Raw genomic sequence first — 25833 nt, forward strand, 5'->3', positions numbered from 1 at the left:
TCAGTCCCCATCCAGCGACGAGAAGCCGGCTGTCAGGCCGAATTCGGCGGTCAGCCTGGTGCCGATCAGGGTCGACAGGCTGGAGGTGATCAGGACGAGATGATCGAGTTTTTCGCGCAGCGCCGGATCAGCGAGCGCCCTGTCGATCGGGCCTTGGACGGCCTTGGCAGCCGCAACGCCGTTGACCAGCTGGATGTGGATCGATTCCGCCATCCAACGCGCATCCGGCGGCAGCGCGTCGCCAAGCTTCGACACCTGAAACAGCGCATCGATGCCGGCCAGATTTCCAGCCAGCGCATTGGCGGTGTTTTGCGAACGCCAGTAGATCGCCTGTTTTGGCTTGTCGGCGTCGGGCGTAGCGCCCAGAAAGCCTTTGAGGCGGACATCCCGGACCATTTCCAGCTCGTTGATGAAGACGCCGACCAGTTCGGTGACTGTTTCGTTGCCATCGCGATAGAGCGCATTCTGCGGCCCCGGATTGGCCCAGAGTGCCGCGAAGCCGTCCGGTTTGCTCCAGGCCGCGCTGACATCGGCGGCGATGGTTTCGATGTTGCCTGCAACGGACGCGCCATAAGCGCAGCGATAGGGTTCGTCCTTGCCCGTCAAGGCATCGGCGCCGTCGCCGTAAAGCACGAATTCCAGCGCGCCGAGCCCCTGCATGGCAACGCTCTTGTCGGCAAGCTGCGCAGGATCGGTGGCGGTGGAATCCTTGCCCGACAGCGCCGCCTGCACCTGTTTCAGACCGATGCTCTTGCGGTCCGGCCAGAACAGCATGCGCTCCGCCCTGTTGTTCTCCTTGATCGGCCCGAAACCGATGATCTCGGCCGATGACCAGGCATAGACGGTAGCCGAGAACGCCGCGCGCGCCGCATCAAGCTCCCCTTGCGAGGGCGCCTCGCAGAGCTTGTGCATCGCCTTGGCGAGGGCTTCCGTATGCTGGTGCAGATCGGCATAGGCCGGGCGGACAAAACCGTCGATCGCGCGCTGGACGACGTCCGTGGCTTTGACCGCGGCCGATGCGGGCAATGCGGCCAGTAGAACCAGCGGAAGAACGAGAACCAGCGCGAAACGCTTCAGCATCACAGTGACTCCAGGAATTTGACCAGCGCATCGCGCTCGGTGGCGTTTGCGGCGGCAAAGCGGTCGCGCGCCTTTTGCGCCTCGCCACCATGCCACAGGATAGCCTCGACCAAAGACCGCGCACGGCCGTCGTGCAGATAGAAGGAATTGCCGTTGACCGTTTCGGTGAGGCCGATCCCCCATAGCGGCGGGGTGCGCCACTCATTGCCTGTCGCCTCGCCCACGGCCTGGCCGTCGGCAAGGTCCGGCCCCATGTCGTGCAGCAGGAAATCGGAATAAGGCCAGATCAGCTGGAACGCCTGCGCCCTGTCGGGCGCATCGCGACGGGTGACGAATTTCGGCGTGTGGCAGGCAACGCAGCCGATTTCGTAAAAGACCTTCTTGCCGGCGAGCACATCGGGCGAGGCGAGATCGCGCCGCGCCGGCACCGCCAGGTTCCGCGAATAGAAGGTGACGAGATCCATCACCGGCGCCGGCGCCTCGGCCGGGCCGAGGCGCGCCTGCACGCCGTTGGGCATGGCGAGGCATTTCTCCTGCGCGGCGGTGCAATCCCCCCAGTGTTTCGGCTCCTCGGGTGTCGAGATGCCGATGTCGCCGGCAAAGGCGTCCGCGGCCTGCCGGCGGATCGACGCGGCCTGCGCCTTCCAGCCGAAGCGGCCAAGCGTCAGTTCACCGCTCAGGCCATCACGCACGATGTTCGGCTTGCCGGAGATGCCATCGCCGTCCCTGTCGTCCGGGTCGGCATGGGCCAGAATGTCCGCCGGCGCGATCTGTTCGATCAGGCCAAGGCCGATCATGGGCGGCGTCAGGCGCGGCGACAGCGTGGTGCGCGGATCGAGCGGCCCATAGCCAAGATCGTCTACCGCGTAGGTGGGTTTGCGCAGGGAAATGACGGTGCCGTCCGTCAGCTCCACCTTACGTTCCTGATAGTCGACACGCATGCTGCCCTCGCCCTTGAGGCCAGGGACGGCTAGTTCCTGCAACTGCGTGCCATAGACCGGGTCCGGGAGATTGAGCAGCCTGTGGTCGGCAAGCGCCGCCTTCTCTTCCGCGCTGCTTGCGTCGCGCGCCAGCCGCAGGAACATCGAGGTGGTGCCGGCATCGCCTTGTGGCGGCCGGCCACGGCCATCCTTCAGATGGCAGTTCTGGCAGGCCCGTTCGTTGAACAGGGGCCCGAGTCCGTCCGAGGCCTGCGTCGAGGATGGCGACGACACCCAATTCTTGCGGAAAAGCGCGTTGCCGAGCTTGAAGGTGCCTTCTTCCTCGAAGGTGAGGTTGACTGACGATTGCGAGAAGGAATCACGGCTGACGTCCTTCCGCGAGGTGCCGGCGCCACCTTGCATCAGTTCGAAGGGCTCGGGTTTGGAGAAATCCGTGGTCGGCCTGCTGACGGCGGTGACGCGCGCCTGATCCTTGGCATTGAGGTCGGTGCGCGAAGTGGCGAGGCCGGCGGGTTGAAGGTCGCCGGCGATGGCGGAGGATGTCAGCGCCAGCATGAAAATGATGCCGCGCCGACCAGCCGATATGGCTGGTGTTTTCCGGAGGGGCAGCGGGGCTTTTGCCCGCCGCAAGCGGCGCGGGAAGTCTAAGAGGCGCCGCATTCCCGCATATCCTTAGTCCGCCTCGTCCGCCGATGCGGCGTTGAGCTGGCCGTATTTTTCCTCGCCGATCGAGGCCAGCAGGTCGAGCTGCGTCTCGAGGAAGTCGATATGGCTTTCCTCATCGGTCAGCAGTTCCTCGAACAGTTTCATCGTCACGTAGTCGCCCGCTTCCTCGCAGATTTCGCGCGAGCGCTTGTAAGCAGTGCGCGCGTCATACTCACCGGCAAGGTCGGATTCGAGTACTTCCTTGACGTTCTGGCCGATGCGCAGCGGCGCCAGGGACTGCAGGTTGGGGTGGCCTTCAAGGAAGATGATGCGGGCGACCAGTTTGTCGGCGTGGTGCATCTCCTCGATCGATTCCGCCCGCTCCTTCTTGGCCAGCTTGGCGTATCCCCAATCCTCGAGCAGACGGAAATGCACCCAATACTGGTTGACGGCGCCGAGCTCCAGAAAAAGAGCCTCGTTAAGCCGCTCGATGATCTGTGGTTCGCCTTTCATGGGCTCTGCTCCCGTATTGGACGCGCAGGCCTCTGACGCGATCCAGATGTGAAACGATGTCCACGCCGCTCGCCTGCGAGCGGGCGTGGTAGTTCTCGGTGACCCGAATGATCGTTTCGACCACATTTGGGAAGCAGCCGCAACAGCGGCCACGTTTGTGCATGGCGTGATAGACCTTTGCCGGCACGATGAGCTGCCAGGGATCCTGATCCAGCAGGCCGATGATCGTCTGCTCGATCTCCTTTTCGGTGATGATGTTGCAATGGCAGATCAGCATTTCGTCGCTCTGGCTGACGGCGCCCGTGCGGCGCCGTTTGGCTGCGGATGGCAGGCTTACTTGAACACCTTGTCGGGTGCGTCGAGGCTGTCGGAGCCTTCGAAGGCGATGGCATTGAGCTTCAGCACGCCAACGGCGCGTTCGATCGACTTGGTCTGGTCGATCAATGCGTCGATTGCCGCCTGAACGGTGGCATTGCCCGCGGTATTGCCCTCGGCGATCTGCTGGTCGTAGGCCTCGCCGGCCTCGGCTCGCGCCTTGATCGCTTCCATCTTGGCGACGGTGACATCGAGCTTGTCGGACAGCTCCTTGTCGATTGCCGGATCGGCCGCTTTCACCATGTCGTGCACCGAGGAACCCGAAACGACGGTGCCGTCCAGGCGCGTGTAGCTGGCGAGATAGGCGGCGCGGATGCCGACGGCATCATAGAGATGAGAGTTGTAGGTGTTGTCGGAGAAGCAGTCATGCTCCTCTTCCGGATCGTGCAGCAACAGGCCAAGCTTCATGCGTTCGCCTGCCAGCTCGCCGTAGGAGAGCGAGCCCATGCCGGTGAAGATCACCGAGATGGCGGTGTTCGGCTCGCCATCGACAAGGTTCTTGCGCGCCGCGCCGTCTTCCTTCCAGTCGTTGACCATCTTCTGGAGGTCCGAGACCAGAAGGCCAGTCGCCGACTTCAGGTACTCTGCGCGACGGTCGCAATTGCCTCCGGTGCAGTTCTTCAGGTCGTAATCCGTATAGGGACGCTCGCCGGCGCCCGGACCGGTGCCGTGCAGGTCCTGGCCCCAGAGCAGGAATTCGATGGCGTGATAGCCGGTGGCGACGTTGGCCTCGACGCCGCCGGCCTGCTGCAGCGTGCCGGAGAGGAATTCCGGCGAAAGCTTCGAGGCATCGACCTGCTTGCCGTTGATCTCGATCTCCTTGTTGGCGATCACATTGGCCGTATAGAGCGAATTCGCGTCCGACTCGGTGCCGTAGCTCTTGGCGACATAGTCGATCAGGCCTTCGTCCAGCGGCCAGGAATTCACCTCACCTTCCCAGTCATCGACGATCTTGTTGCCGAAGCGGTAGACCTCGGTCTGCTGGTAGGGCACGCGCGATGCCTTCCAGGCGTCGCGGGCGGCATTGAGCGTTTCCGCCGACGGGTTGGCAAGCAGCGCGTCGACCGCCTTGTCGAGCGCCTGCGCCGTGGTCAGCGAATCCTCATATTTGGCAAGCCCGATGTCGGCATAGGTCTTGATGACCGCCTTGGCATCGGTTTCCGCCTTGGCAGGCAGCACGAACACCGCTGCCGTCAGCAGCGCCGTGGCGCCGATCGCCGCCAGCCTGCCGCCATATCGTGCTGTCATTATCGCTCTCCAGTTCCTCGGAAATTTTCTAAGCGGCGCACGCGCCAACCCGCGCCAGGCCACATTCATGCCGTTGGGCGCAAGACATGCCGCGCGATCGCGCGGCTCAGGGAAAAAAGACACCAAAATGCCTCCAATCGAACGGGTTCAAGGCCCAGACATCAAAGGGATGCGCCAATGCGCGGCTTCCTTAAAGCTTCGAGTGCGATGGAAGTCAATGAAAATTACTGGAAAAGCCAATTGAAACAATAGTTTAGAATTATTCTAAACTACGATGGTCAACTTTACGCGCCCGCTGCATCGGCTTTGCGGCCGAACTGTACGATTGACAGTCGCCGTCCCGGGTGCGACCCGCAAACCCTCTCTTGCGGCGGCGTCAGACAATTGCCACTTGGCGAGACGTCCTAGGATCGATCGGGATCGGAATGCGATGAAGAACGGCGTGGTAATTGTCGGTGCGGGTCATGCGGGCGTGCAGGCGGCCGCCAGTCTGCGCGAGGATGGCTATGATGGGCCGGTGATCCTGGTCGGCGACGAGAACGAACTGCCCTACCACAAGCCGCCGCTCTCGAAGACCTTCATCAAGGATGCCGAAGCCAAGCCTCAACCGCTTCGGGGCGAGGCCTTCTACACCGGCAGCGCCATCGACTACCGGCCTGGGATCCGGATCGAGCGCATCGATGCCGGTCGCCACGGTCTCGACATTGCCGGCGGCGGCGCACTTGCCTTCGACAATCTGATCCTGGCGACCGGATCGCGCCCGCGCGCCCTGCCGCTGCCAGGCTCCGATCTGTCGGGCGTGGTGTCGCTGCGCTCGCTGGCCAACGCGCGGCTGATCCGGGAGCTGAGCGCTGAGAGCGAAGATATCGTCATCCTCGGCGGCGGCTTTATCGGGCTGGAAATCGCCGCGACGCTGCGGGCGGCCGGTCGCACCGTGACGGTTGTCGAAGCAGTCGACCGGCTGCTCGGCCGCGCCGTGGCGCCGGTGGTGGCGAGCCATGTCCGGCAAAGGCTGGAAGCGACCGGCGTGCGCGTCCTGACCGGAACCTCGATCTCAAGGCTCGAAGGCGAAGACGGCAATGTCACGGCCGCGATCACCTCGTCTGGCGAAAGGCTGCCGGCGCGCATGGTCGTGGTCGGCATCGGCGCCGTGCCGAATGTCGAACTGGCGCAAGCCGCGGGCCTTGCTGTCGCCAACGGCATCCGCGTCGATCATCAGATGCGCAGTTCGGTGCCGGAGATTCTGGCCATCGGCGACGCCGCCTCGTATCGGCACTGGTTCACCGGCGGCGATGTCAGGCTGGAATCGGTGCAGAACGCCACCGACCAGGCGCGGCTCGCCGCCCGGACAATTACCGGTCACACCGACGCCTATTCAGCGGTGCCATGGTTCTGGTCCGACATTGGCGACATGAAGCTGCAAATGGTTGGCCTGACCGCCGGCGGCGACAGCCATGTCGTGCTCGGCGACCTGCGCGACAACAAATTCTCGATCTACCACTATGCCGGTGACCGGCTGCTCGGCATCGAATCCGTCAACCGCCCCGGCGACCACATGCTTGGCCGCAAGATGCTCAGTGCCGGTTTTTCGCCAACGCCGCAGATGGTGGCCGCAGGCCCGGACGGGCTGAAGGCGGCACTGGCGACATTCCAGAACATGGAGCCAGCCCGTGACGAGCGAATATTTCGGTGAGTTGATCCGCCGCGATCAAGACCGTCAACGGCTTCTGCATCTGCTCCTTGAGGGCGCGTCATCCGAACCGGGTCCCTCGGTTGATGATGGCTATTTCGAAGCACTGCGAAAACGAGCGCAGGTCAAATAGGCACAATCTGCTGGCCGAGACGAGGCGGTATTGGCGACAGGAGTCAATTCAGACGTCCGCGCCGCCCCTCATCCGCCTGCCGGCACCTTCTCCCCGTGTTGTGACAGGGAGAAGGTAAGCGCCGTTCAGGCGGCGCAGACCTCGCGGATCGAGCTTTCCAGAATGTCGAGCGCTTCGTTCATGACCTCGTCCTGGACGGTGATCGGCGCCAGGAAGCGGATGACGTTGCCGTAGACGCCGCAGGTCAGCAGGATCAGGCCCTTGTCGAGCGCTTTCAGGCGGATCGCGTTGGCGATCTCGGCCGACGGCAGGCCCTTCTTGACGTCGTTGAACTCCACCGCGTTCATGAAGCCCAAACCCCTGATGTCGACAATCTCGGGCACGTCGTCACGGATCGACTGCAGACGCTGCTTCAACCGCGCACCCAGCGTGTTGGCGCGATCGCAGAGCTTTTCGTCCTCGATCACATCGAGCACGGCGTGCGCGGCGGCGACGCCGATCGGGCTGCCGCCATAGGTGCCGCCCAGTCCACCAGGGCTGGGCGCGTCCATGATCTCGGCGCGGCCAGTGACGGCCGACAGCGGGAAGCCGCCAGCCAGGCTCTTGGCCATGGTGGTGATGTCGGCGGCTACCTCGTGATGGTCCATGGCGAACATCTTGCCGGTGCGGGCAAAGCCGGTCTGCACTTCGTCGGCGATCAACAGCATGCCGTGCTGGTCGCAGAGCTTGCGCAGCGCCGTCAGCAGTTCACGCGGCGCGTCGTAGAAGCCGCCCTCGCCCTGAACCGGCTCGATGATGATCGCGGCGACGCGGGCCGGATCGACATCCGCCTTGAACAGCTTGTCGAGCGCGGCAAGCGAATCGGCGACCGAGACACCATGCAGTTGCACGGGGAACGGCACGTGGTAGACGTCGCCCGGCATGGCTCCGAAGCCAACCTTGTAGGGCACGACCTTGCCGGTCAGCGCCATGCCCATGAAGGTGCGGCCATGGAAGCCGCCGCCGAAGGCGATGACGGCCTGGCGGCCGGTGGCGTTGCGAGCGATCTTGATGGCGTTCTCCACCGCCTCGGCGCCGGTGGTGACGAAGATGGTCTTCTTCTCGAACTTGCCGGGCAGCATGGCGTTCAGCCGTTCGGCCAGCCTCACATAGCTCTCATAAGGCACGACCTGGTGGCAGGTGTGGGTGAAGCGGTCGAGCTGCGCCTTGACCGCCTCGATTACCCTGGGATGGCGGTGGCCGGTGTTGACGACGGCGATGCCCGAGGAGAAGTCGATATAGCGGCGGCCCTCGACATCCCAGATCTCCGAGTTCTCGGCCCGGTCGGCGTAGATCTGCGTGGTCATGCCGACGCCGCGCGAGATCGACTGGTTCTTGCGTTCGGAAATGGCGGAGTTCTTCATGATATCCCTCACCGGGCCATCCCTCATCGGGATGGGGCCCGTTCTGTTTTGATGCCGTTGAATTCCCTTCTGGCCTTATTTCAGATTTTCCTCAAGCCGACACCATCACAGCGTCGATTGGGCCTGACTTAACCAGTCCGGCGAGAGGCGTACGAGACCGGTTTCCTTTTTTCCGGGATCGATTATCCTCCTAATCTCCGCGAGGGGATCGCGATCAGCGACCGGCGCGCGGCCGAGGGGAGCCATGAGCAGCAACGTGACATCGTCCGTCTCGCCGCCATCCGCTAAAACTCTCAACCTTTTGTCTTGTCCAGCCGCTTCGATTCTCGCCTGCACGGCCCTGGCGCTGCTCGCCGGTTGCCAGAAGCAGGAGGCGGCGGAAAAGAAGCTGCCGGTCATGGTGCGCACCGAAACGGTGGCGATGGCCGATTATGCGCCGAGAACCTCGCTGACCGGGGTGATCGCGGCGCGTACGTTGAACAATCTTTCGTTCCGGGTTGGCGGACGCGTCGCGGAGCGGCTTGTCGATGTCGGCCAGCATATCGATCAGGGGACGGTGCTTGCGCGTATCGATCCGCAGGAGCAGGAGTCCGATTTGCGCTCCGCGCAGGCCGATCTCGATGCCGCGCAGGCACAATTGACACAGGCCGCGGCCACGTTCGAGCGGCAAAAGACGCTGCTTGCCCAGGGCTTCACCACCAGGCGCGATTATGACGCGGCCGACCAGGCGCTGAAAGTCGCGCAAGGCAGCGTCGATGCCGCGCGGAGCGCATTTGCCAATGCCCAGCAGAATCTGTCCTTCACCGAACTCAAGGCCGGTGCGGGAGGCGTGATTACCGCACGCCAGGTCGAAACCGGCCAGGTGGTGCAGGCGGCGCAGACCGTCTTCACCGTCGCCGAGGACGGCGACCGCGACGCGGTGTTCAACGTGCAGGAGACGCTGGTCGCCAAAACGCCGGCTTCACCGGCGGTAACGATCACGCTGTTGTCCGACCCGCAGGTCCGCGCGAGGGGCAAGGTGCGCGAAATCTCGCCGGCAGTCGACCCGGCTTCGGGCTCGATCAGGGTCAAGGTCTTCATTCCCGACACGCCGGCCGGTATGCCGCTGGGCGCGGCCGTCATCGGCTCGGTCGGCGCCAAGCCGGCGAAGGCGATCCTGTTGCCCTGGCAGGCCTTGACATCGAGCGCTGGTAAGCCGGCGGTCTGGATCGTCGATCCCGCGACCAAGGCGGTGACGACGGCGCCGGTCGAGGTGCTGGCGTTCGATTCGGGTACCGTCGTCATCGCCGAGGGCCTGAACGAAGGCCAGAGCGTCGTTACATCAGGCGGGCAATTGCTCAGCCCCGGCCAGACGGTCGAGATATCGGGAGCAGGGCAATGAAGCGGCTGCTACCCGTCCTGCTTGGCCTTGCCGCGCTTTCCGCCTGTTCGAAATCGGACGAAAAACCGCCGCAAATCGTCCGACCGGTGCTGTCGGTCGTGGTCGAGCCGCGCACCACGCAGACTTTCGGTTTCGCCGGCTCGGTCGAGCCACAGGTCAGCGCCGATCTTGCCTTCCGCCTGCTCGGCCGCGTCGTCTCGCGCGACGTCAAGGTCGGCGACACCGTCAGCAAGGGCACGACGATCGCCGCACTCGACCCAACCGCGCTGGAGCTGGCAGTCCAGGCTGCCAAGGCCGAACTCTCCAATGCCGAGGCGCAATTCGCCAATGCCGCCGCCAGCGAGGAACGCCAGCGCCAGTTGCTGACCTCTGCCAATACGCCGCAGTCGGTCTTCGACGCAGCGCAGCAGGCACGCAAGGCCGCGGAAGCCCGTGTCGAGCGGGCCAAGGCTTCGCTGGCGAAATCGCAGGAGCAGCTCGGTTATGCCAGGCTGTTTTCTGATTTCGACGGCGTCGTCACCGCCGTCGGCGCCGAAGTTGGCCAGACGGTTTCGCCCGGGCAGACCATCGTCACCGTGGCGCGTTCGGACCTGCGCGAGGCAGTGGTCGACATCCCCGACCAGTTGACCGGCGATCTGCCGGCCGGCACGCCGTTCCAGGTCATCCTGCAGTCGCTGCCGACGATCCAGACCGAGGCCAAATTGCGCGAGATCGCCCCCCAATCCGAGGGCTCGACCCGCACACGGCGCGTCAAGCTGACGCTTACCGATCCGCCGCAAGCCTTCAGGCTCGGCTCGACGGTGACGGCGACCCGCATGACCAAGGTTGTGCCGACGATCGAGCTGCCCATTTCGGCGCTGCTCGAAAAGGACGGTTCCGAAAAAGTGTGGATCATCGATCCAAAGACGTCGAGCGTGAGCGCGCACGATATCAAGGTCGCGTCGAAGAATGGCGGCACCTTTACCGTGGCGGAAGGACTGGACGCCGGCATGCGCGTCGTCACCGCCGGCGTTCACAGCCTCGTCGACGGCCAGAAAGTGAAAGTGCCCGAGGGAGGGGCCTCATGAAGGGCTTTAACCTCTCCGAATGGGCGCTCAACCACCGCTCGCTGGTCTGGTATTTCATGCTGGTCTTCGTGGTGGCCGGCATCTTCTCCTATCTCAATCTCGGCCGCGAGGAAGATCCCAACTTCACCATCAAGACCATGATCATCCAGGCCAACTGGCCGGGCGCCTCGGTGAAGGAGACGGTGCAGCAGGTGACCGATCGCATCGAGAAAAAGCTCGAGGAACTCGACAGCCTCGACTACACCAAGTCGGTGACGACAGCCGGCCAGACTGTCATCTTCGTCAACCTGAAGGACACCACCAAGGCGCGCGACGTCGCGCCGAACTGGCTTCAGGTGCGCAACATGGTCAACGACATCAAGGCGCAGTTTCCGCAAGGCGTGCAGGGACCGTTCTTCAACGACCGCTTCGGCGACGTCTACGGCAACATCTATGCCTTCACCGCCGACGGGCTGACGCCACGCCAATTGCGCGACTATGTGGAGGATGTGCGAACCAAGATCCTGACCGTGCCCAATGCCGGCAAGGTCGATCTGGTCGGTGCGCAGGACGAGGCGATCTATCTCGAATTCTCGACCCGCCAGATCGCCGCGCTTGGCCTCAACCAGCAGCAAATCGTGGCCAGCCTGCAAGCGCAGAACGCGATCACGCCGTCCGGCGTCATCCAGTCCGGGCCGGAGCGCATCAGCGTGCGCGTCGGCGGCCAGTTCGCCTCCGAGGAGAGCCTGCGCGCCATCAATCTGCGCGTCAACGACCGGTTCTTCCGGCTGAGCGACGTGGCGACGATCACGCGCGGTTATGCCGACCCCCCGACAGCCCTGTTCCGCTTCAACGGCCAGGATGCGATCGGGCTTGCCATCGGCATGAAGCCCAACGCCAATCTGCTCAAGTTCGGCGAAGCGCTGCATGAGGAGATGGACAAGGTGCTGGCCGACCTGCCGGTCGGCGTCGGCGTGCATCTGGTCGCCGACCAGCCTGTCATCGTCGAGGAGGCGGTCTCGGGCTTCACGCGCGCGCTGTTCGAGGCGGTGGCGATCGTGCTTGCCGTCTCTTTCATCAGCCTCGGCATGCGGGCCGGCTTCGTCGTCGCGCTGTCGATCCCGCTGGTGCTGGCCATCACCTTCACCGTCATGGAGTATCTCGGCATATCGCTGCAGCGCATTTCACTCGGCGCGCTGATCATCGCGCTCGGGCTGCTGGTCGACGATGCGATGATCGCGGTCGAAATGATGGTGGCGCGGCTGGAGGTTGGCGACACCCTGCGCAGGGCGGCGACCTATGTCTACACCTCGACCGCCTTCCCGATGCTGACCGGCACGCTGGTGACGGTCGCCGGCTTCATCCCGATCGGCCTCAACTCGAGCGCGGCAGGCGAGTACACCTTCACGCTGTTCGTCGTCATCGCGGTGTCGCTCTTGGTGTCATGGATCGTGGCGGTGCTGTTCGCGCCGCTGCTTGGCGTCACCATCCTGCCGGCGACGATGAAGGAGAAGCATCACGACCAACCAGGGCGGTTCACGTCGCTGTTCCGGCGCGTGCTTGTCGGCTCGGTGCGCCATCACTGGCTGACGATCGTCGTGACCGTGCTCCTGTTCGGTGGCTCGATCGCCGGCTTCGGGCTCGTCCAGCAACAGTTCTTCCCGCCTTCCGACCGGCCGGAGCTGATCGTCGACTGGAACCTGCCGCAGAACTCGTCGATCACCGAGACGCGCGACCAGATGGAGCGCTTCGAACAGCGGGCGCTGGTCGGCAATCCCGACATCGACCACTTCTCCTCCTATATCGGCCAGGGCGCGGTGCGCTTCGTGCTGGCCTATGACGTGCAGCCCGCCAATCCCTATTTCGGCCAGACCGTGATCGTCACCAAGAGCATCGAGGCGCGCAACCGGGTGAAGCCGGCGCTGGAGAAGCTGCTGCGCGCGGAGTTCGTCGGCACCGACGCCTTCGTCAAGCCGCTCGAGCTTGGGCCACCGGTCGGGCGCCCGGTGCAATATCGCGTCGGCGGCCCTGACATCCAGACGGTGCGGGAACTGGCGCAGCAATTCGCCGGCATCATCTCGGCCAATCCGAAACTTGCCGCACCCACCTTCGACTGGAACGAACCACAGCGCGTGCTGAGGGTCGACGTGCTGCAGGACAAGGCGCGCCAGCTTGGCATCACCTCCTCCGATATCGCCAGCACGCTGAACAGCACGGTGGGCGGATCGACGATCACCCAGGTGCGTGACGCGACCTACCTGATCAATGTCGTGGCCCGTTCGCGCGGGGCCGAGCGCGGCTCGATCGAGACGCTGCAGAACATCCAGCTGCCGACGGGCAATGGCGAGGCTATCCCGCTCGCGGCGGTTGCCAATTTCCGCTACGATCTGGAGCAGCCGACGGTGTGGCGGCGTGACCGCATCCCGACCATCACCGTGCGCGCCGGCCTGGTTGGCGACGTGCTGCCGGCGACCGTCGTCAACGAGCTGAAACCGTCGGTCGACGCCTTCATCACCAAGCTGCCGCCCGGCTATTCGGTCGAGACCGCCGGCTCCGTCGAGGAAAGCGCCAAGAGCCAGGGGCCGATCGCCGCCGTCGTGCCGCTGATGCTGTTCGTGATGGCGACCATCCTGATGGTGCAGTTGCAGAGCTTCCAGCGCCTGTTCCTGGTCGTGGCGGTCGCGCCGCTCGGACTGATCGGTGTGGTGGCGGCGCTGGTGCCGAGTGGCGCGCCGCTCGGCTTCGTCGCCATCCTCGGGGTGCTGGCGCTGATCGGCATCCTGATCCGCAACTCGGTCATCCTGATCGTGCAGATCGAGGATCTTGTCGCTGAAGGCAAGGATCGCTGGGCCGCCGTCATCGAGGCGACGGAGCATCGCATGCGGCCGATCGCGCTGACCGCCGCCGCCGCCAGCCTGGCGCTGATCCCGATCGCGCGCGAAGTGTTCTGGGGGCCGATGGCCTATGCCATGATGGGCGGCATCATCGCTGGTACGGCGATCACGCTGCTGTTCCTGCCGGCGCTTTATGTGACGTGGTTCAGGATCAAGGAGCCGAAGCAAGGGGACGACCCATCCGTTCCGGAGAACGGCGAACTGGCGCAAGGTTCGACTTAAGATCCTGCAGTATCACTCGTTATCGTTGGAGGGCGAGGGGAGTGATTTGGCGCGCTGCCAAGGCGACGATTTGGAGCTGCGCCAAGCATGCCAACCTTTCGGCAAATCGGCCAACGCCAAGATGCTTTCATCCCGCCGAACCACCTCCTGCAGGCCGACGAGCATTATCTCACGTTCGTTCCGATCTCGAGTGTCGCTGCTGTGAAACTGCCAGCTGCCACCTTCTTCGTTGTAGATGTCGTCGTGGTCAGCTTCATGCACGACGTATGCGATCCAATCGTCAGATTTGAATATACTCTTGTCCGATAGCACCGCGACATTGGGTGGATCTGCAAACTTCCATTCCCCCATGGAATTCCCCCGTTGGTCTGTGCACAGGAAGAGCGAATTCAGGCGGTTCTTACAAACCCGTCGCTGGCTCGCAGCAGGTTGCGCGTATAATCCTTTGTCACACGGCGCTCGACCAGATCGTTTGCCACCAGATTTTCCACTGCCTCGCCGCCCTGCATCACCATCAGACGCTCGCACATATGGGTGATGATGGCGAGGTCGTGGCTGACCATCAGGAAGGTCAGCTTGCGCCGCCGCCGGACTTCCTCCAGCAGGTTGAGCACTTCCGCCTGCACGGAGGCGTCGAGCGCCGAGGTCGGCTCGTCTAGCAGCAGGATCGAGGGCTCGAGGATCAGCGCGCGGGCGATCGCGACACGCTGGCGCTGGCCGCCCGAGAGCTGGTGCGCGTAACGGAAGCGAAAACCGTTGCCGAGGCCGACCTCGTCGAGCGCGCGCTCGATGCGCTTTTCGCCGTCGGCAAAGCCGTGGATGGCGAGCGGCTCCTGCAGCAGGCGGTCGACCGTCTGGCGCGGGTGCAGCGACCCATACGGATCTTGGAAGACCATCTGCACTTCGCGGTAAAAGGCCTTATCGCGGCGCGCGCCGAGCGTCTTGCCGTTGACGGCGATGCTGCCCGAGGCGACCGGCGCGAGACCGACGATGGCTCGCAGCAATGTCGATTTCCCGGAACCGGATTCACCGACCAGGCCGAAGGATTCACCCGGCTGTACATCAAGGCTGACGCCCTTCAGCGCGCGAAAGCGGTCGAAGATCACCTCCAGCGTGTCGACGGCAATCGCTGATGTCATGCCGCCCACTCCGGCTTGCGGTCGAGCACAGGCAGCGGGTGACGGTCGGCGCCGATCTTGGGCATGCAGTTGAGCAGGCCGCGCGTATAGGGATGCTGGGCCTGGCTGAGTTCCGAGGCCTTGAGTTGTTCGACCACCTTGCCGGCATACATGACGATGACGCGGTCGCAGAAGGAGGAAACCAGGCGCAGATCGTGCGAGATGAAGACCAGTCCCATGCCCCGCTCCGCGACCAGCCGGTCGAGGATACCGAGCACATCGAGCTGCACGGTGACGTCGAGCGCCGAGGTCGGCTCGTCGGCGATCATCATTTCCGGCCCGGCGATCAGCATCATGGCGATCATGGCGCGCTGGCCCATGCCGCCCGACACTTCGTGCGGGTGAAGGTCGAAGACGCGTTTGGGATCGCGGATCTGCACCGCCTCGAGCATGGCCAGCGCACGCTCGCGCGCCTCGGCCTTGCCGACCTTTTCGTGCGTGCGCAGCGTCTCGACGATCTGGCGGCCGATGCTCATCACCGGGTCGAGCGAATATTTCGGATCCTGCAGGATCATGGCGATGCGGTTGCCCCGCAACGCGCGGCGTTGGCGTGGCGAGATGCCGAGCAGGTCGATGCCGTCGAAGGTCAATTTATTGGCCGATATCCGGGCCTGCGGCGGCGTCAGGCCCATGATGGCGCGGCCCGTTTGCGACTTGCCCGACCCGGACTCGCCGACGATGCCGAGGCGTTCCCGGCCAAGCGAAAAGGAAACGCCGCGCACCGCCTCGACCATGCCCGTGCGGGTCGGAAAGGTGACCCGCAGGTCATCCACCTCAAGCAGGGTCCCAGTTCGGCCGTTCATTGGTCGCCACTCCGAGGATCGAGCGCGTCGCGCAGGCCGTCGCCGAGCAGGTTGAAGCCGAGGCTGACGATCAGGATTGCGAAGCCCGGCGCACCGGCCACCCACCATTGGTCGAGGATGAAGCGCCGGCCCGAAGCGATCATGGTGCCCCATTCCGGCAGCGGCGGCTGCGCGCCAAGGCCGAGGAAGCCGAGGCCCGCGGCCGTCAGGATGATGCCGGCCATGTCGAGCGTCACGCGGATGATCAGCGAGGAGATGCATAGCGGCATGATGTGGCGCAACACGATGCGGAAGGGAGAGGCGCCCATCAGTTGCACCGCCTTGATGTAGTCCGAGTTGCGCACGGTGAGCGTCTCGGCACGCGCGATGCGGGCATAGGGCGGCCAGGAGGTGATGGCGATCGCCAGCACGGCGTTCTCGATGCCGGGGCCAAGGGCGGCGACGAAGGCCAGCGCCAGCACCAGTTTGGGGAAGGCAAGGAAGATATCGGTGACGCGCATCAGGATCGCGTCGGTCCAGCCGCCGGCATAGCCGGCGACGGTGCCGACCAGGAGCCCGATGGGTGCGGCGATGATGGCGACCAGGACGACGACATAAAGCGTCCAACGCGAACCGTAGAGGATGCGCGAATAGATGTCGCGGCCGAGATCGTCGGTGCCGAACCAGTGCTGGGCACTCGGCGCCAGCAGACGCGCGTTCTTCAGGTCGCCGAAGGTCGGCGAATACGGCGCCAGCACACCGGCAAGGGCGGCGACGAGCAGCAGAGCGATGATGATCAGCAGGCCGACAAAGGCCAAACGATTGGCGGAAAAGCGCCGCCAGGCGACATAGGCGCGACCGAGCCTTGCCTGCATCCGCGATGCCGGCCGCTCCGACAACAACCATTCGAGACGGGAGAAGGGGCGGGCGTCGGAGACGGTCATGACGATGCCTCTTGAAGCCGTCGACCCCCACTCCGGTCTGCTTCGCAGACCATCTCGCCCCCGGTCGATGGAGGAGAGGAAAGGCGCCAGGCGTGCGGCTGCCTTTTCCTCTCCCCCGGACAGGGGGAGAGGTGGCCCGAAGGGCCGGAGTGGGGGTGATTTGCCGCAGCCAAGCCCGAAAGCGCGATACCTCTGCTCATCCGGTCTTCGTCCTCGGGTCGAGCACGCGGTAGAGAAGATCGGACAGGAGATTGATGCCGATGAACACCGAGCCGATGACGATGGTGCCGCCGAGCACGGCGTTCATGTCGGCGTTCTGCAGCGAGTTGGTGATGTAGAGGCCGATGCCCGGCCAGGAGAAGACGGTCTCGGTCAGCACCGAGCCCTCGAGCAGCCCGGCATAGGACAACGCGATCACGGTCACCATCGGCACGGCGGCATTGCGCAGCGCGTGGCCCCAGATGATACGGGTTTCCGACAGGCCCTTGGCGCGCGCGGCGACGACGTATTCCTGGGCGAGTTCATTGAGCATGAACGAGCGCGTCATGCGGCTGATATAGGCGAGCGAGAAATAGCCGAGCAGCGAGGCCGGCAGGATGATGTGACGGAAGGCGTCGTAAAAGACATCCCACTGCCCCTGCATCGCGGAGTCGAGAAGGTAGAAGCCGGTGACCGGCGTGAAAGTGTATTCGTAGACGACGTCGAGCCGAGCCGGGAAGGCCACCCATTGCAGCTTGGCGTAGAACAGCACCAGGGCCAGCAGGCCCAGCCAGAAGATGGGCACGGAATAGCCGATCAGGCCGATGATGCGCACAATCTGATCGACGAGGCTACCGCGTTTGACCGCGGCCAGCACTCCCAGCGGCACACCGAACAGCGCGCCGATCAGTGTCCCCAATGTCGCCAGTTCCGTCGTTGCGGGAAGAGCGCGGCGGATGTCGGTCATGACGGGATTGGTGGTCAGCACGGAGATGCCGAAATCGCCGCTCAGCGCATGTTTCACATAGATGTAGAACTGCTCGATCAACGGCAGGTCGAGGCCCATCTCGCGGCGCGTTCGCTCCACGACATTGGCGGGTGCCCGGTCGCCGAGCACGGCCAGCACCGGGTCGATCGGGATGACGCGGCCAATGAAGAAAGTGACCGCGAGAAGACCGAGATAGGTCGTCACCGCAATGACCAGGAAGCGGCCAAGCGATGATGCAAGGGCGACGGCGCGGGCGCTGCCGCGCCCGCTTTCGTTTTCAATCGTGCTCATGCGGCGTGTCCGCGAACACTATTCCTTGGAGACCGGCCCGACGAAGTTGGTGTCGAAACTCGGACCGAGCGCGAAGCCCTTGAGGTTCTTGCGCAGACCGGCAACTTCCAGCTGCTGGTGGATGACGACGAAGGGGCTGGTGTCGAGGATTTTCTTCTCGAGATCCTTGTACATATCGGCGCGCTTGCCCGAATCCTTCTCAAGCAGGGCTGCTTCCGTTTGCTTGGTCAGGTCCGGAATGTCCCAGGCATTGCGCCAGGCGAGCGTGTGGGACTTGCCGGCATCCGAATTGTCCGGGTTCGAGGCAAAGGTCTGGGCATTGGAGTTCGGATCGAAATAGTCCTGGCCCCACTGGCCTATATAGATGTCGTGGTTGCGTGCGCGGTATTTGGTCAGCGTCTGCTTGCCGTCGCCAGGGATGATCTCCAGCTTGATGCCGGCCTGGCCGAGCGTCTGCTGGATGGATTCCGCCATGCCGGTGGTCGGCTGGCCGGTGCGCACGTCCATGGTGACGCTGAAGCCGTCCGCCAAGCCGGCCTTGGCCAGCAATTCCTTGGCCTTGGCGACGTCGAGCTTGAAGGGGTTTTCGTCGAGTTCGCCCAGCACGCCCTTGGGCAGGAAGGTCTGGTGGATCTCGCCGATGCCCTTGAGGATGGTCGAACCCAGCGCATCATAGTCGACCAGATATTTGAAGGCCTGACGCACCTCGGGTTTGGCGAGGTTCGGGTTCTTCTGGTTGAGGCTGATGTAGTAGACGGTGCCCTTGGGCGCGCTGGTCGAGGTGAGGTCGGCGTTCTTGGCGATGGCGTCGAGGTCGTTCGGTTCGAGGTTGCGGGCAACGTCGATATCGCCGGCCTCGAGCGCCAGGCGTTGCGCCGAGCTTTCCTTCATGTTGCGGTAGATGACGCGGGCGAGCTTGGCCTTTTCGCCGTAGTAATTGTCGTTGCGTTCCAGGACGACGGCCTCGTTGGCACGCCATTCGCGCAGCTTGAAGGCGCCCGAGCCGGCATAGCCTGTCTTCAGCCAGGCGTTGCCGAAGTCGTTGTCCCATTTGTAGTCGGCGCTCGGCGTGACCGCCGCGACATGTTCCTTGACCAGCTTGGCGTCGACAACGGAGGCAACGGTGGCCGACAGGCAGTTCAACACGAAACTTGGCGCATAGGCCTTGTCGACGGTGAACTGGAAGGTGGTGTCGTCGACCGCCTTGGCCTTTTCGGTGACGTTGTCGCCGCTAATGCCGAACTGGCCGATGATGAAGGCGGGGCTCTTGTCCAGCTTGACGGCGCGCTCGAACGACCAGGCGACGTCGGCGGCGGTGATCGGGTTGCCTGAGGCGAATTTCAGGCCCGGCTTGAGCTTGAACGTATAGGTCAGGCCATCGTCGGAGACGGTCCAGCTTGCGGCGAGATCGGGCTTGACCTTGGAGGTGTCGCTGAGGTCGAGGCGGACAAGAAGATCATAGGTGTTGCCGGTGACCTCGGCGGTCGACAGCTCGAACGCCTCGCCCGGATCCATCGAGATGATGTCGTCGATGGCAAAACCTTCGACAAGCGTGTCGGCGGGGGTGACCGCGCCAGCCGGCGCTCCGGCCAGAAGCAGCGCCGACATGGCGGCGCCCGCCAGCAAGATGCGGGATCGTAGAGCAAGCTTTTCCATCATCATGATGATTGTTCCCTGTTTTGTTGTTTGTTGACCTGAGTTCCCGGCTCAGGGTTGCGGTGTTCTTTCAGGGCTCCAATGAAAGCCCTTGACTCGCTACCGTCGTGGTTTTTGTCCAGTTGGTCAACACCTTATCCGGCGACTCCCAGCCCGGCAACGAGGATTTGCGAGACGGCCTCAGTGGATCAGAATACACAGCGGCGTGTCGACGCATGCGCCGGCCAAATGATGCCGGGGATCGGGAAAAATCTGCTAAAATTCGATGCTATTTCAGCGCGGCGACCAGGCCGGCATCGGGAAAACAGGTGGCGGCCTGACCATTCTTTTCCTGCCATCTGCCGATCGAGCGGCGGGTCTTGAAGCCGGGCAGACCGTCGGCGCTGCCAACATCATAGCCTTTGGCTTCCAGGGCCCGCTGCAGGGTGGCGATGTCGGAGCGGTGGAGATCGCCGACCGGACCCCAGCTACCGGAAAAATTCTGATCGCCATGGGCGATGCGGTCGGCGCCATGGCCGATGAACAGCGCGTAGAGGTCGCTGGTGTTGTATTGTTTCAGCACGTAGAAATTGGGAGTCGCGATGAAGGCTGGGCCGCTGCGCCCGGCCGGCATCAGCAGGAAACCTTCCGCCTTCAGCTCGCTCGCCGGGAAGGCTTTACCGCCGACGCGCTCAATGCCCATGGCGGCCCATTGCGAGATCTTTTTGCCCTGGTCCGGGCCCTCCAGCGAACAGGAGACGCTCTCAGGTACGATCACCTCGAAACCCCAGCCGCGTCCCCTCACCCAGCCATAATGGACAAGATAATTGGCGATCGAGGCCAGCACGTCGGGCGTCGAATTCCAGATGTCGACTCGGCCGTCGCCGTCGAAATCGACCGCATGCTCGAGGAAAGAGGTCGGCATGAATTGCGGCTGGCCGAGCGCCCCGGCCCAGGACGATTTCATCGCGCCGACCGGGGCCAGCCCGCGCTGGACGATTTCCAGCGCCGCCAGCAGTTCGGTGCGGAAGAAATCCTTTTTCGTCGACATGAACGCCTTGGTGCCCAGCACTTCGAAGGCGTCGTAGGGCATCTTCGCCGCGCCGAAGCCGGTCTCGCGGCCCCAGATCGCCAGAATGATTCCGCCCGGCACGCCATAGCGCTCTTCGATCGCGGCAAGCGTGCGGGCATTGGCGGCTTCGCGGGTGCGCCCGCCCGATGTCACCGCACGAACCGTCTTCTCGGCAAAATAGGCGCAGGGAGAACCGAACTCGGCCTGGTGCTGCTTCTGCGGCGTCTTCGGTTTCTCGCCTGGCATGACAAGGTCGGGGAGATTGAGATTGGGCTTGATGCCGTTGAACGCGGCGTCGAACGTATTTTTGGAAATGCCTTTCGCCTTGGCGTCGGGCCAGAGATCGGTCTGGAGCCAGGTCCTGAACTGGTCGTCGATCTTGGAGGCGAACGCGGGGGCAGCGATGAGGGCAAAGAGCGCTGCAAGAAAGAATGCAAAGCTGAACTTGCGAAAGCCGCGTTCTGTAGCGTGCACCACCAGCTTCGAAAGATGCGTGGCAATCATCGTGCGCATCCTCTCCGCAATCGTGTCAAAACGCCGTCCGCGAGCGCAGCGCCGCGGCAAGCGTGCCTTCGTCGAGATAGTCGAGTTCACCGCCGACCGGTACGCCGTGCGCCAGCCGTGTTATCTTGACCTCGAAGCCGGAGAGTTGATCGGTGAGGTAGTGCGCGGTAGTCTGGCCCTCGACCGTCGCGTTGACGGCGAGGATGAGTTCCTTGACCTCGCCGCCGGCGATGCGGTCGATCAGCGAGCGGATGTTGAGCTGATCGGGGCCGATGCCGTCGAGCGGCGACAGCGTGCCGCCAAGCACGTGGTAACGCACATTCATCGCCGCCGCCCGCTCCAGCGCCCAGAGATCCGAGACGTCCTCGACGACGATCAAGGTGGCGGCATCGCGGCGTGGATCGGTACAGATCATGCAAGGATCCGAGGTGTCGACATTGCCACAGGTGGAGCAGATGCGCACCTTGTCGGCGGCCTCGCCCATGGCGGCGGCGAGCGGCGACAGCAACTGTTCCTTCTTCTTGATCAGATGCAGTGCCGCGCGCCTGGCCGAACGGGGGCCAAGCCCCGGCACCTTGGCCAGGAGTTGGATCAGGCGTTCGATCTCGGGACCGGCGATTCGCTTGGACATCGCCCTGATCTAGGATTTTTCAGAGCGCTTTGAAACATCCGGCGTCCGCGAATGTCCCGCCATCCTGCCATTGCGGGTTTGCGACACGCATCAGTTGGTTTCGAGCGGGCGGCCCTGGCTGACGATCATCGCGCCTATCGCGTCGGTGTTTTCAGGCGTCGACTGGAAGCCCATCGCCGCTTCCTGTGGCTCGCCCTCAACCGAGGAGATCACCCTCTTGTTCGAGGCCCCGCCGGTCAAGGTTCCGCCGAAACGAGCGACATCCGGCTCCTCCATCGGCTCCTGCATGGCGACCAGTGTCGGCTTCGCCGAGACGCGTGCGGACTTGGCCGTCAGCGCCGCGGACGCAGTGACATAGGTCTCCTGGGCCGCAGCGGTGCGGGCGGTTGCCGTCTTGCCGGGGCGTGTCGGCTCCGCCGCGGCGGTCATGTAGACCTGCTGGGCTGGAGCGGTGCGAGCGGATGTCTTGGCCGCAGGTACGGGCTCGGCGGAAGCGACGCGCACCGCAGGCACGCCTGGCAAGGCGGCTGGCTGCTCGGCCGAGGCAATGGCAACCGTCGGTTCATCCGGCAGCGGCTGCCAGTTGCGGCCGCGCTTTTCATAGAAGGCATTGCCGCCGGCAACCATGGTGTAGTGCATGTTCTTGTAGGGGAAGCGCAGACCGGCGGTGTGGAAATACATCGTGTTCTTGAGCTTGGCCTTGCGCTCGCCCTTGAGCACGGCGTCGGCGGCCTCCTCGACATCGGGCATTGCGCGCGAATTCATCGATCGGGTCATGACGCCCGGCGCGAACTGCCCGGGTTCACCCACCACTTGGCAGATGGTGCTGCCGTGGTTGCCCGAGCGCAGCCGGTTCATCACCACCGTGCCGACGGCGATCATGCCATCGCGGCTCGACCGGTTGGATTCGAAGAACATCGCCCGTTCCAGGCATTCCCTGTCCTTCGGCGTGTGACTGTAGGCGCGCGAACTTAGGAAACTCGGCGTGATGGCGTCGGTCAGGCTCGCAACCGACATGCCGTGCGAGGTGGTCTGGCTGCAAGCGGCCAAGAAAAGGGGAGACGTGACGACGCCGAGCAACAGCGGCGTCTTCCATCGCGTGGCGATCAACAGGTAACCCTCTCACTTCAATGCCCGCCCCCAGGCTGCGGCAAGAATGAGACACTTTCGGGCAAAATGATGGCCAAAACGTTATTAACGGCAGACTGTTGCCGAATTGACACAAATTGCGGCTTTCCAGATAGATCGAGCCGTCGTTTCACACAGATGATGACCGCTCTCTCTTCGTTTCGCCGCAATTCCCTTGGGGAAACGCTATGCGCCTTTCGCGGGAAAGCCTATCGCCCGGCGGCGATTGCCGCCGACCGACCGGGTTCGACCTCTTCGACCTTCTCTGAAAACAGGCCCCGCCCGAGAAACAGCGCCCGCGCCTCCCTGGCCGCCGGCGCGATCTTGCCTGGCCAGTCGCTGTCGATGAACTCGGCCTTGGTGAAATCAGGATTCGTTTCGGAGGCCGCCTCCAGGAATTCGGCGATTTCCAGCACGATCGCGCGTTCGTCCTTCGAAAGCGCCGACGTGCCGGCCTCGATCGAGGGGCGGTGCACGAAATCCTCGAAGAGATTGAAGTAGCCCTTGATGCCGACCAGATCGACACCGGCATCGCAATCGGCGAGGATTTCCAGAATCTCGTAGATCCTGTTGCGGATACGCTGCTCGATCAGTCTTTCGGACGGCTCGTCGATCATGGCGCACCGAGCGCTAGAAAGGCAGTTTCATTCCTGGCGGGATGGGCAGGCCAGCGGTCAGCGCCTTGGTCTTTTCCTGCATGATCTGCTCGACCTTGGCCTTGGCGTCATTGTGCGCGGCAAGAATCAGATCCTCGACGATTTCGACCTCGTCTTCCTTGAACAAAGACGGGTCGATCTTCAGCGACTTGATGTCGAACTTTCCGCTCAAAATGATGCTGACCAGGCCGCCGCCAGCCTGGCCGACGGCTTCGACCGTGGCGATCTCATCCTGCATGGCCTGGAACTTGGCCTGCATTTCCTTCGCCTTGCCCATCAGGCCGAGAAGATCTTTCATGGTCCGATCCTTTGCGGATTAGTGCTGGATATCAGGGTTCGTCGTCATCGGCCGGCGGCTCGACCGGCATTTCGGCCTCGCTCGCTTCGGCATCCGGCGTGTCGGGAATGCGCACATCGATGATCTTGGCGCCGGGAAAGCGGGTCAGGAAGGCGGCGACTGTCGGGTCGTTCCTGGCATCGAGGAAAGCGTTTTCACGCTTCGTCGATTCCATTTCGGCCAGCGTCTGGCCGCCCTCCTCCTTAGACAGCGACACCAGCCAGCTGCGGCCGGTCCAGGCGCGCAGTTTCGTCGTCAGTTCGTTGAGCAGCATCTTGGGCGCATCGTCGGTCAGGCCGACGTCGATACGGCCAGGTTCGATGCGCACCAGACGGATGCAGCGCTTGACCAGCACCTTGAAGGCGACGTCGCGCTGAGCGTCGGCAAGGGCAACGATGTCGGCCAGCGATTTCAGCGGTACGGCTTGCGTCTCCGGCGCCGGCTGCGGGGGCGCGACGAAGGCGGCCGGAGCGGGCGCGGCCTCGACCAGCCGCATGGTCTGCGCGCCGCCCGAGCCGCCAGGCATGCGCGCCTGCGCCACGGCGCTGGCCCCATTGCCGCCAGGACCGCCATTGCCAGGGTTCACGGGAGCGCCGTTCGGACGCGGCGCGGCGCCGGTGGCCGAGGCGCCGCTCTCCAGCGATCTCAGCGCCTCGTCCAATGTCGGCAGATCGGCGGCGTGCGCCAGCCGGATCAGCACCATTTCGGCGGCACTGACCGGCCGGTTGGAGGACTGTACCTCGGGAATGCCCTTGAGCAGCATCTGCCAGGTCCGCGACAGCACGCGCACCGACAGCGCCCTGGCGAAATCGGCGCCGCGCTGGCGCTCGTCCTGCGACAGCGAGGCATCGTCCATTGCGGTCGGCACGAAGCGCAGCCGGGTGACCAGATGGTTGAACTCGGCCAGATCGGTCAGCACGGCGGCCGGATCGGCGCCGGTGTCGTATTGCGCGCGGAATTCGCCGAGCGCCGCCGCCACATCGCCTTTCATCACATGTTCGAACAGATCGACGATGCGGGCGCGGTCGGCCAGCCCCAGCATGGCGCGCACGGCCTCGGCGCTGACCGAGCCGGCGCCATGGGCGATCGCCTGGTCGAGAATGGAGAGCGAATCGCGGGCGGAACCTTCCGCCGCGCGCGCGATCATCGCAAGAGCGTCGTCGTCGACCGAAATGCCTTCCTTGCCGGCGATCGAGGAGAGATGCGCGACCAGCGCGCCGGCGTCGATGCGCCTCAGGTCGAAGCGCTGGCAGCGCGACAGGACGGTGATCGGAACCTTGCGGATTTCGGTGGTGGCGAAGATGAATTTGACGTGCGGCGGCGGTTCTTCCAGCGTCTTCAGCAGGCCGTTGAAGGCCTGCGTGGACAGCATGTGCACTTCGTCGATGATGTAGACCTTGTAGCGGGCCGAGACGGGCGCATAGCGCACGCGCTCGATGATGTCCCTGATGTCGTCGATGCCGGTGTGCGAGGCGGCGTCCATCTCGATGACGTCGACATGGCGGCCTTCCATGATCGCCTGGCAATGCTCGCCAAGCACGGCGAGGTCGACCGAGGGCTGATCAACGGTGGCGGTTTTATAATTCAGGGCTCGCGCCAGGATACGCGCGGTGGTGGTCTTGCCGACGCCGCGCACGCCGGTCAGCATCCAGGCCTGGGCGATGCGGCCGGTGGCAAAGGCGTTGGTGAGGGTGCGCACCATCGGCTCCTGGCCGACCAGCTCGGAGAAATTCGACGGACGGTATTTGCGCGCCAGCACACGGTAGGCCGCGGCCTTGCCTGTCGCCAAACTATCGGGCCCCGAATTTCCGGCTTCGCTCATTCGCCGTTAAGCTCCAAAAGGCCGCGCCCAAAGCGCCGATTCCTGCGCATAGTCTCGCCCGCGCTGCAATGCGTCGTCAATGTCGCGAGGAGGGCCGATGAGGTGGGAGGCTGGAACAATGACCCGTTCCGGGCTCGTTAGGGCTGCTTCCTTCCGGACCTGACCCGGTTGGCGAGTGGATCGTCCACCACCAACCTCCCGCTGTCCATATCGGCAATTGCGCGACGAAATGCAAGTGCGCAGGCAAATCGGCACCGCGAACCGCGAGATTCGCTTGCAGCCCCGATGCAGCCGCTTTAGCGTTCAGGGTTTGAG

General features: G+C 63.9%; 22 protein-coding genes and 1 other RNA gene. 4 read left to right on the forward strand and 19 right to left on the reverse strand.

Annotated elements, in window-relative coordinates; translation table 11 throughout:
* The 5 genes from EN861_RS02235 to EN861_RS02255 are packed head-to-tail and all read right to left on the reverse strand — an operon-like array spanning position 1 to position 4802.
* Positions 1-1080 (reverse strand): imelysin family protein, encoded by a 1080-nt coding sequence (locus tag EN861_RS02235; protein WP_135862110.1) that lies wholly within the window; start codon positions 1078-1080, stop codon positions 1-3.
* Positions 1080-2681 (reverse strand): di-heme oxidoredictase family protein, encoded by a 1602-nt coding sequence (locus tag EN861_RS02240; RefSeq protein WP_135862112.1) that lies wholly within the window; start codon positions 2679-2681, stop codon positions 1080-1082. The genes EN861_RS02235 and EN861_RS02240 overlap by 1 nt, the downstream gene beginning before the upstream one ends.
* A 12-nt stretch (positions 2682-2693) precedes the next feature.
* Positions 2694-3179 carry a bacterioferritin gene (gene bfr / locus EN861_RS02245; RefSeq protein ID WP_127870732.1) on the reverse strand — a complete coding sequence of 162 codons (486 nt, stop codon included), beginning with the start codon at positions 3177-3179 and terminating at the stop codon, positions 2694-2696.
* Positions 3145-3456, reverse strand: a complete 312-nt coding sequence (locus EN861_RS02250; RefSeq protein WP_127279217.1) for a (2Fe-2S)-binding protein — start codon at positions 3454-3456, stop codon at positions 3145-3147. The genes bfr and EN861_RS02250 overlap by 35 nt, the downstream gene beginning before the upstream one ends.
* 56 nt (positions 3457-3512) lie before the next feature.
* Positions 3513-4802 carry an imelysin family protein gene (locus tag EN861_RS02255; RefSeq protein ID WP_127870731.1) on the reverse strand — a complete coding sequence of 430 codons (1290 nt, stop codon included), beginning with the start codon at positions 4800-4802 and terminating at the stop codon, positions 3513-3515.
* Between the two features lie 430 nt (positions 4803-5232).
* On the opposite strand from EN861_RS02255, the gene EN861_RS02260 reads away from it, so the two are divergent.
* The gene (locus EN861_RS02260; protein WP_135862114.1) at positions 5233-6495 is read left to right on the forward strand and encodes an FAD-dependent oxidoreductase; all 1263 of its coding nucleotides are present in this window, start codon (positions 5233-5235) and stop codon (positions 6493-6495) included.
* A 255-nt stretch (positions 6496-6750) separates the two neighbouring features.
* Here EN861_RS02260 and EN861_RS02270 read toward each other — a convergent pair whose 3' ends face one another.
* The gene (locus EN861_RS02270; RefSeq protein WP_135862116.1) at positions 6751-8028 is read right to left on the reverse strand and encodes a 4-aminobutyrate--2-oxoglutarate transaminase; all 1278 of its coding nucleotides are present in this window, start codon (positions 8026-8028) and stop codon (positions 6751-6753) included.
* A 244-nt stretch (positions 8029-8272) separates the two neighbouring features.
* Here EN861_RS02270 and EN861_RS02275 point away from each other — a divergent pair, with 244 nt between their 5' ends.
* The 3 genes from EN861_RS02275 to EN861_RS02285 are packed head-to-tail and all read left to right on the forward strand — an operon-like array spanning position 8273 to position 13571.
* Positions 8273-9409 carry an efflux RND transporter periplasmic adaptor subunit gene (locus tag EN861_RS02275; protein WP_135862118.1) on the forward strand — a complete coding sequence of 379 codons (1137 nt, stop codon included), beginning with the start codon at positions 8273-8275 and terminating at the stop codon, positions 9407-9409.
* Positions 9406-10476 carry an efflux RND transporter periplasmic adaptor subunit gene (locus EN861_RS02280; protein ID WP_135862120.1) on the forward strand — a complete coding sequence of 357 codons (1071 nt, stop codon included), beginning with the start codon at positions 9406-9408 and terminating at the stop codon, positions 10474-10476. Before EN861_RS02275 ends, EN861_RS02280 begins: the two co-directional genes overlap by 4 nt.
* Positions 10473-13571: an efflux RND transporter permease subunit gene (locus tag EN861_RS02285; protein ID WP_127278750.1), complete on the forward strand. Its 3099-nt coding sequence runs from the start codon at positions 10473-10475 to the stop codon at positions 13569-13571. The genes EN861_RS02280 and EN861_RS02285 overlap by 4 nt, the downstream gene beginning before the upstream one ends.
* 12 nt (positions 13572-13583) lie before the next feature.
* Here the strand turns inward: EN861_RS02285 and EN861_RS02290 are convergent, their stop codons facing one another.
* The 13 genes from EN861_RS02290 to ffs form a co-directional block, all read right to left on the reverse strand.
* Positions 13584-13922, reverse strand: a complete 339-nt coding sequence (locus EN861_RS02290; protein ID WP_127278749.1) for a hypothetical protein — start codon at positions 13920-13922, stop codon at positions 13584-13586.
* A gap of 38 nt (positions 13923-13960) precedes the next feature.
* Complete coding sequence (locus EN861_RS02295; RefSeq protein ID WP_127278748.1) at positions 13961-14710, reverse strand: ABC transporter ATP-binding protein; 750 nt, start codon at positions 14708-14710, stop codon at positions 13961-13963.
* Positions 14707-15552 (reverse strand): ABC transporter ATP-binding protein, encoded by an 846-nt coding sequence (locus EN861_RS02300; RefSeq protein ID WP_127278747.1) that lies wholly within the window; start codon positions 15550-15552, stop codon positions 14707-14709. Before EN861_RS02300 ends, EN861_RS02295 begins: the two co-directional genes overlap by 4 nt.
* Entirely contained in the window at positions 15549-16475 is a 927-nt protein-coding gene (gene nikC / locus EN861_RS02305; RefSeq protein WP_127278746.1) for a nickel transporter permease, read from the reverse strand. The genes EN861_RS02300 and nikC overlap by 4 nt, the downstream gene beginning before the upstream one ends.
* A gap of 196 nt (positions 16476-16671) precedes the next feature.
* Positions 16672-17733 carry an ABC transporter permease gene (locus EN861_RS02310; RefSeq protein WP_127278745.1) on the reverse strand — a complete coding sequence of 354 codons (1062 nt, stop codon included), beginning with the start codon at positions 17731-17733 and terminating at the stop codon, positions 16672-16674.
* A gap of 18 nt (positions 17734-17751) precedes the next feature.
* The gene (locus EN861_RS02315; RefSeq protein WP_135862123.1) at positions 17752-19395 is read right to left on the reverse strand and encodes an ABC transporter substrate-binding protein; all 1644 of its coding nucleotides are present in this window, start codon (positions 19393-19395) and stop codon (positions 17752-17754) included.
* A 262-nt stretch (positions 19396-19657) separates the two neighbouring features.
* Positions 19658-20944: a lytic murein transglycosylase gene (locus tag EN861_RS02320; RefSeq protein ID WP_127280960.1), complete on the reverse strand. Its 1287-nt coding sequence runs from the start codon at positions 20942-20944 to the stop codon at positions 19658-19660.
* Positions 20945-20969: 25 nt separating this feature from the next.
* Positions 20970-21575 carry a recombination mediator RecR gene (recR, locus tag EN861_RS02325; RefSeq protein WP_127280959.1) on the reverse strand — a complete coding sequence of 202 codons (606 nt, stop codon included), beginning with the start codon at positions 21573-21575 and terminating at the stop codon, positions 20970-20972.
* Between the two features lie 90 nt (positions 21576-21665).
* Entirely contained in the window at positions 21666-22685 is a 1020-nt protein-coding gene (locus EN861_RS02330; RefSeq protein WP_135862125.1) for a cell wall hydrolase, read from the reverse strand.
* A 227-nt stretch (positions 22686-22912) separates the two neighbouring features.
* On the reverse strand, positions 22913-23320 hold the full coding sequence (locus tag EN861_RS02335) for a hypothetical protein (RefSeq protein ID WP_127280301.1): 408 nt from the start codon (positions 23318-23320) through the stop codon (positions 22913-22915).
* A gap of 13 nt (positions 23321-23333) precedes the next feature.
* On the reverse strand, positions 23334-23657 hold the full coding sequence (locus EN861_RS02340) for a YbaB/EbfC family nucleoid-associated protein (protein WP_135862127.1): 324 nt from the start codon (positions 23655-23657) through the stop codon (positions 23334-23336).
* A gap of 31 nt (positions 23658-23688) precedes the next feature.
* Positions 23689-25518, reverse strand: coding sequence for a DNA polymerase III subunit gamma/tau (locus EN861_RS02345; RefSeq protein ID WP_135862129.1), 1830 nt, complete (start codon positions 25516-25518; stop codon positions 23689-23691).
* 102 nt (positions 25519-25620) lie between these two features.
* Positions 25621-25717, reverse strand: an RNA gene (gene ffs, locus EN861_RS02350) — signal recognition particle sRNA small type.
* Positions 25718-25833 lie beyond the last annotated feature (116 nt).

The sequence above is a fragment of the Mesorhizobium sp. M8A.F.Ca.ET.218.01.1.1 genome (assembly GCF_004791165.1).
In the GTDB taxonomy this organism is placed as follows: Bacteria; Pseudomonadota; Alphaproteobacteria; order Rhizobiales; family Rhizobiaceae; genus Mesorhizobium.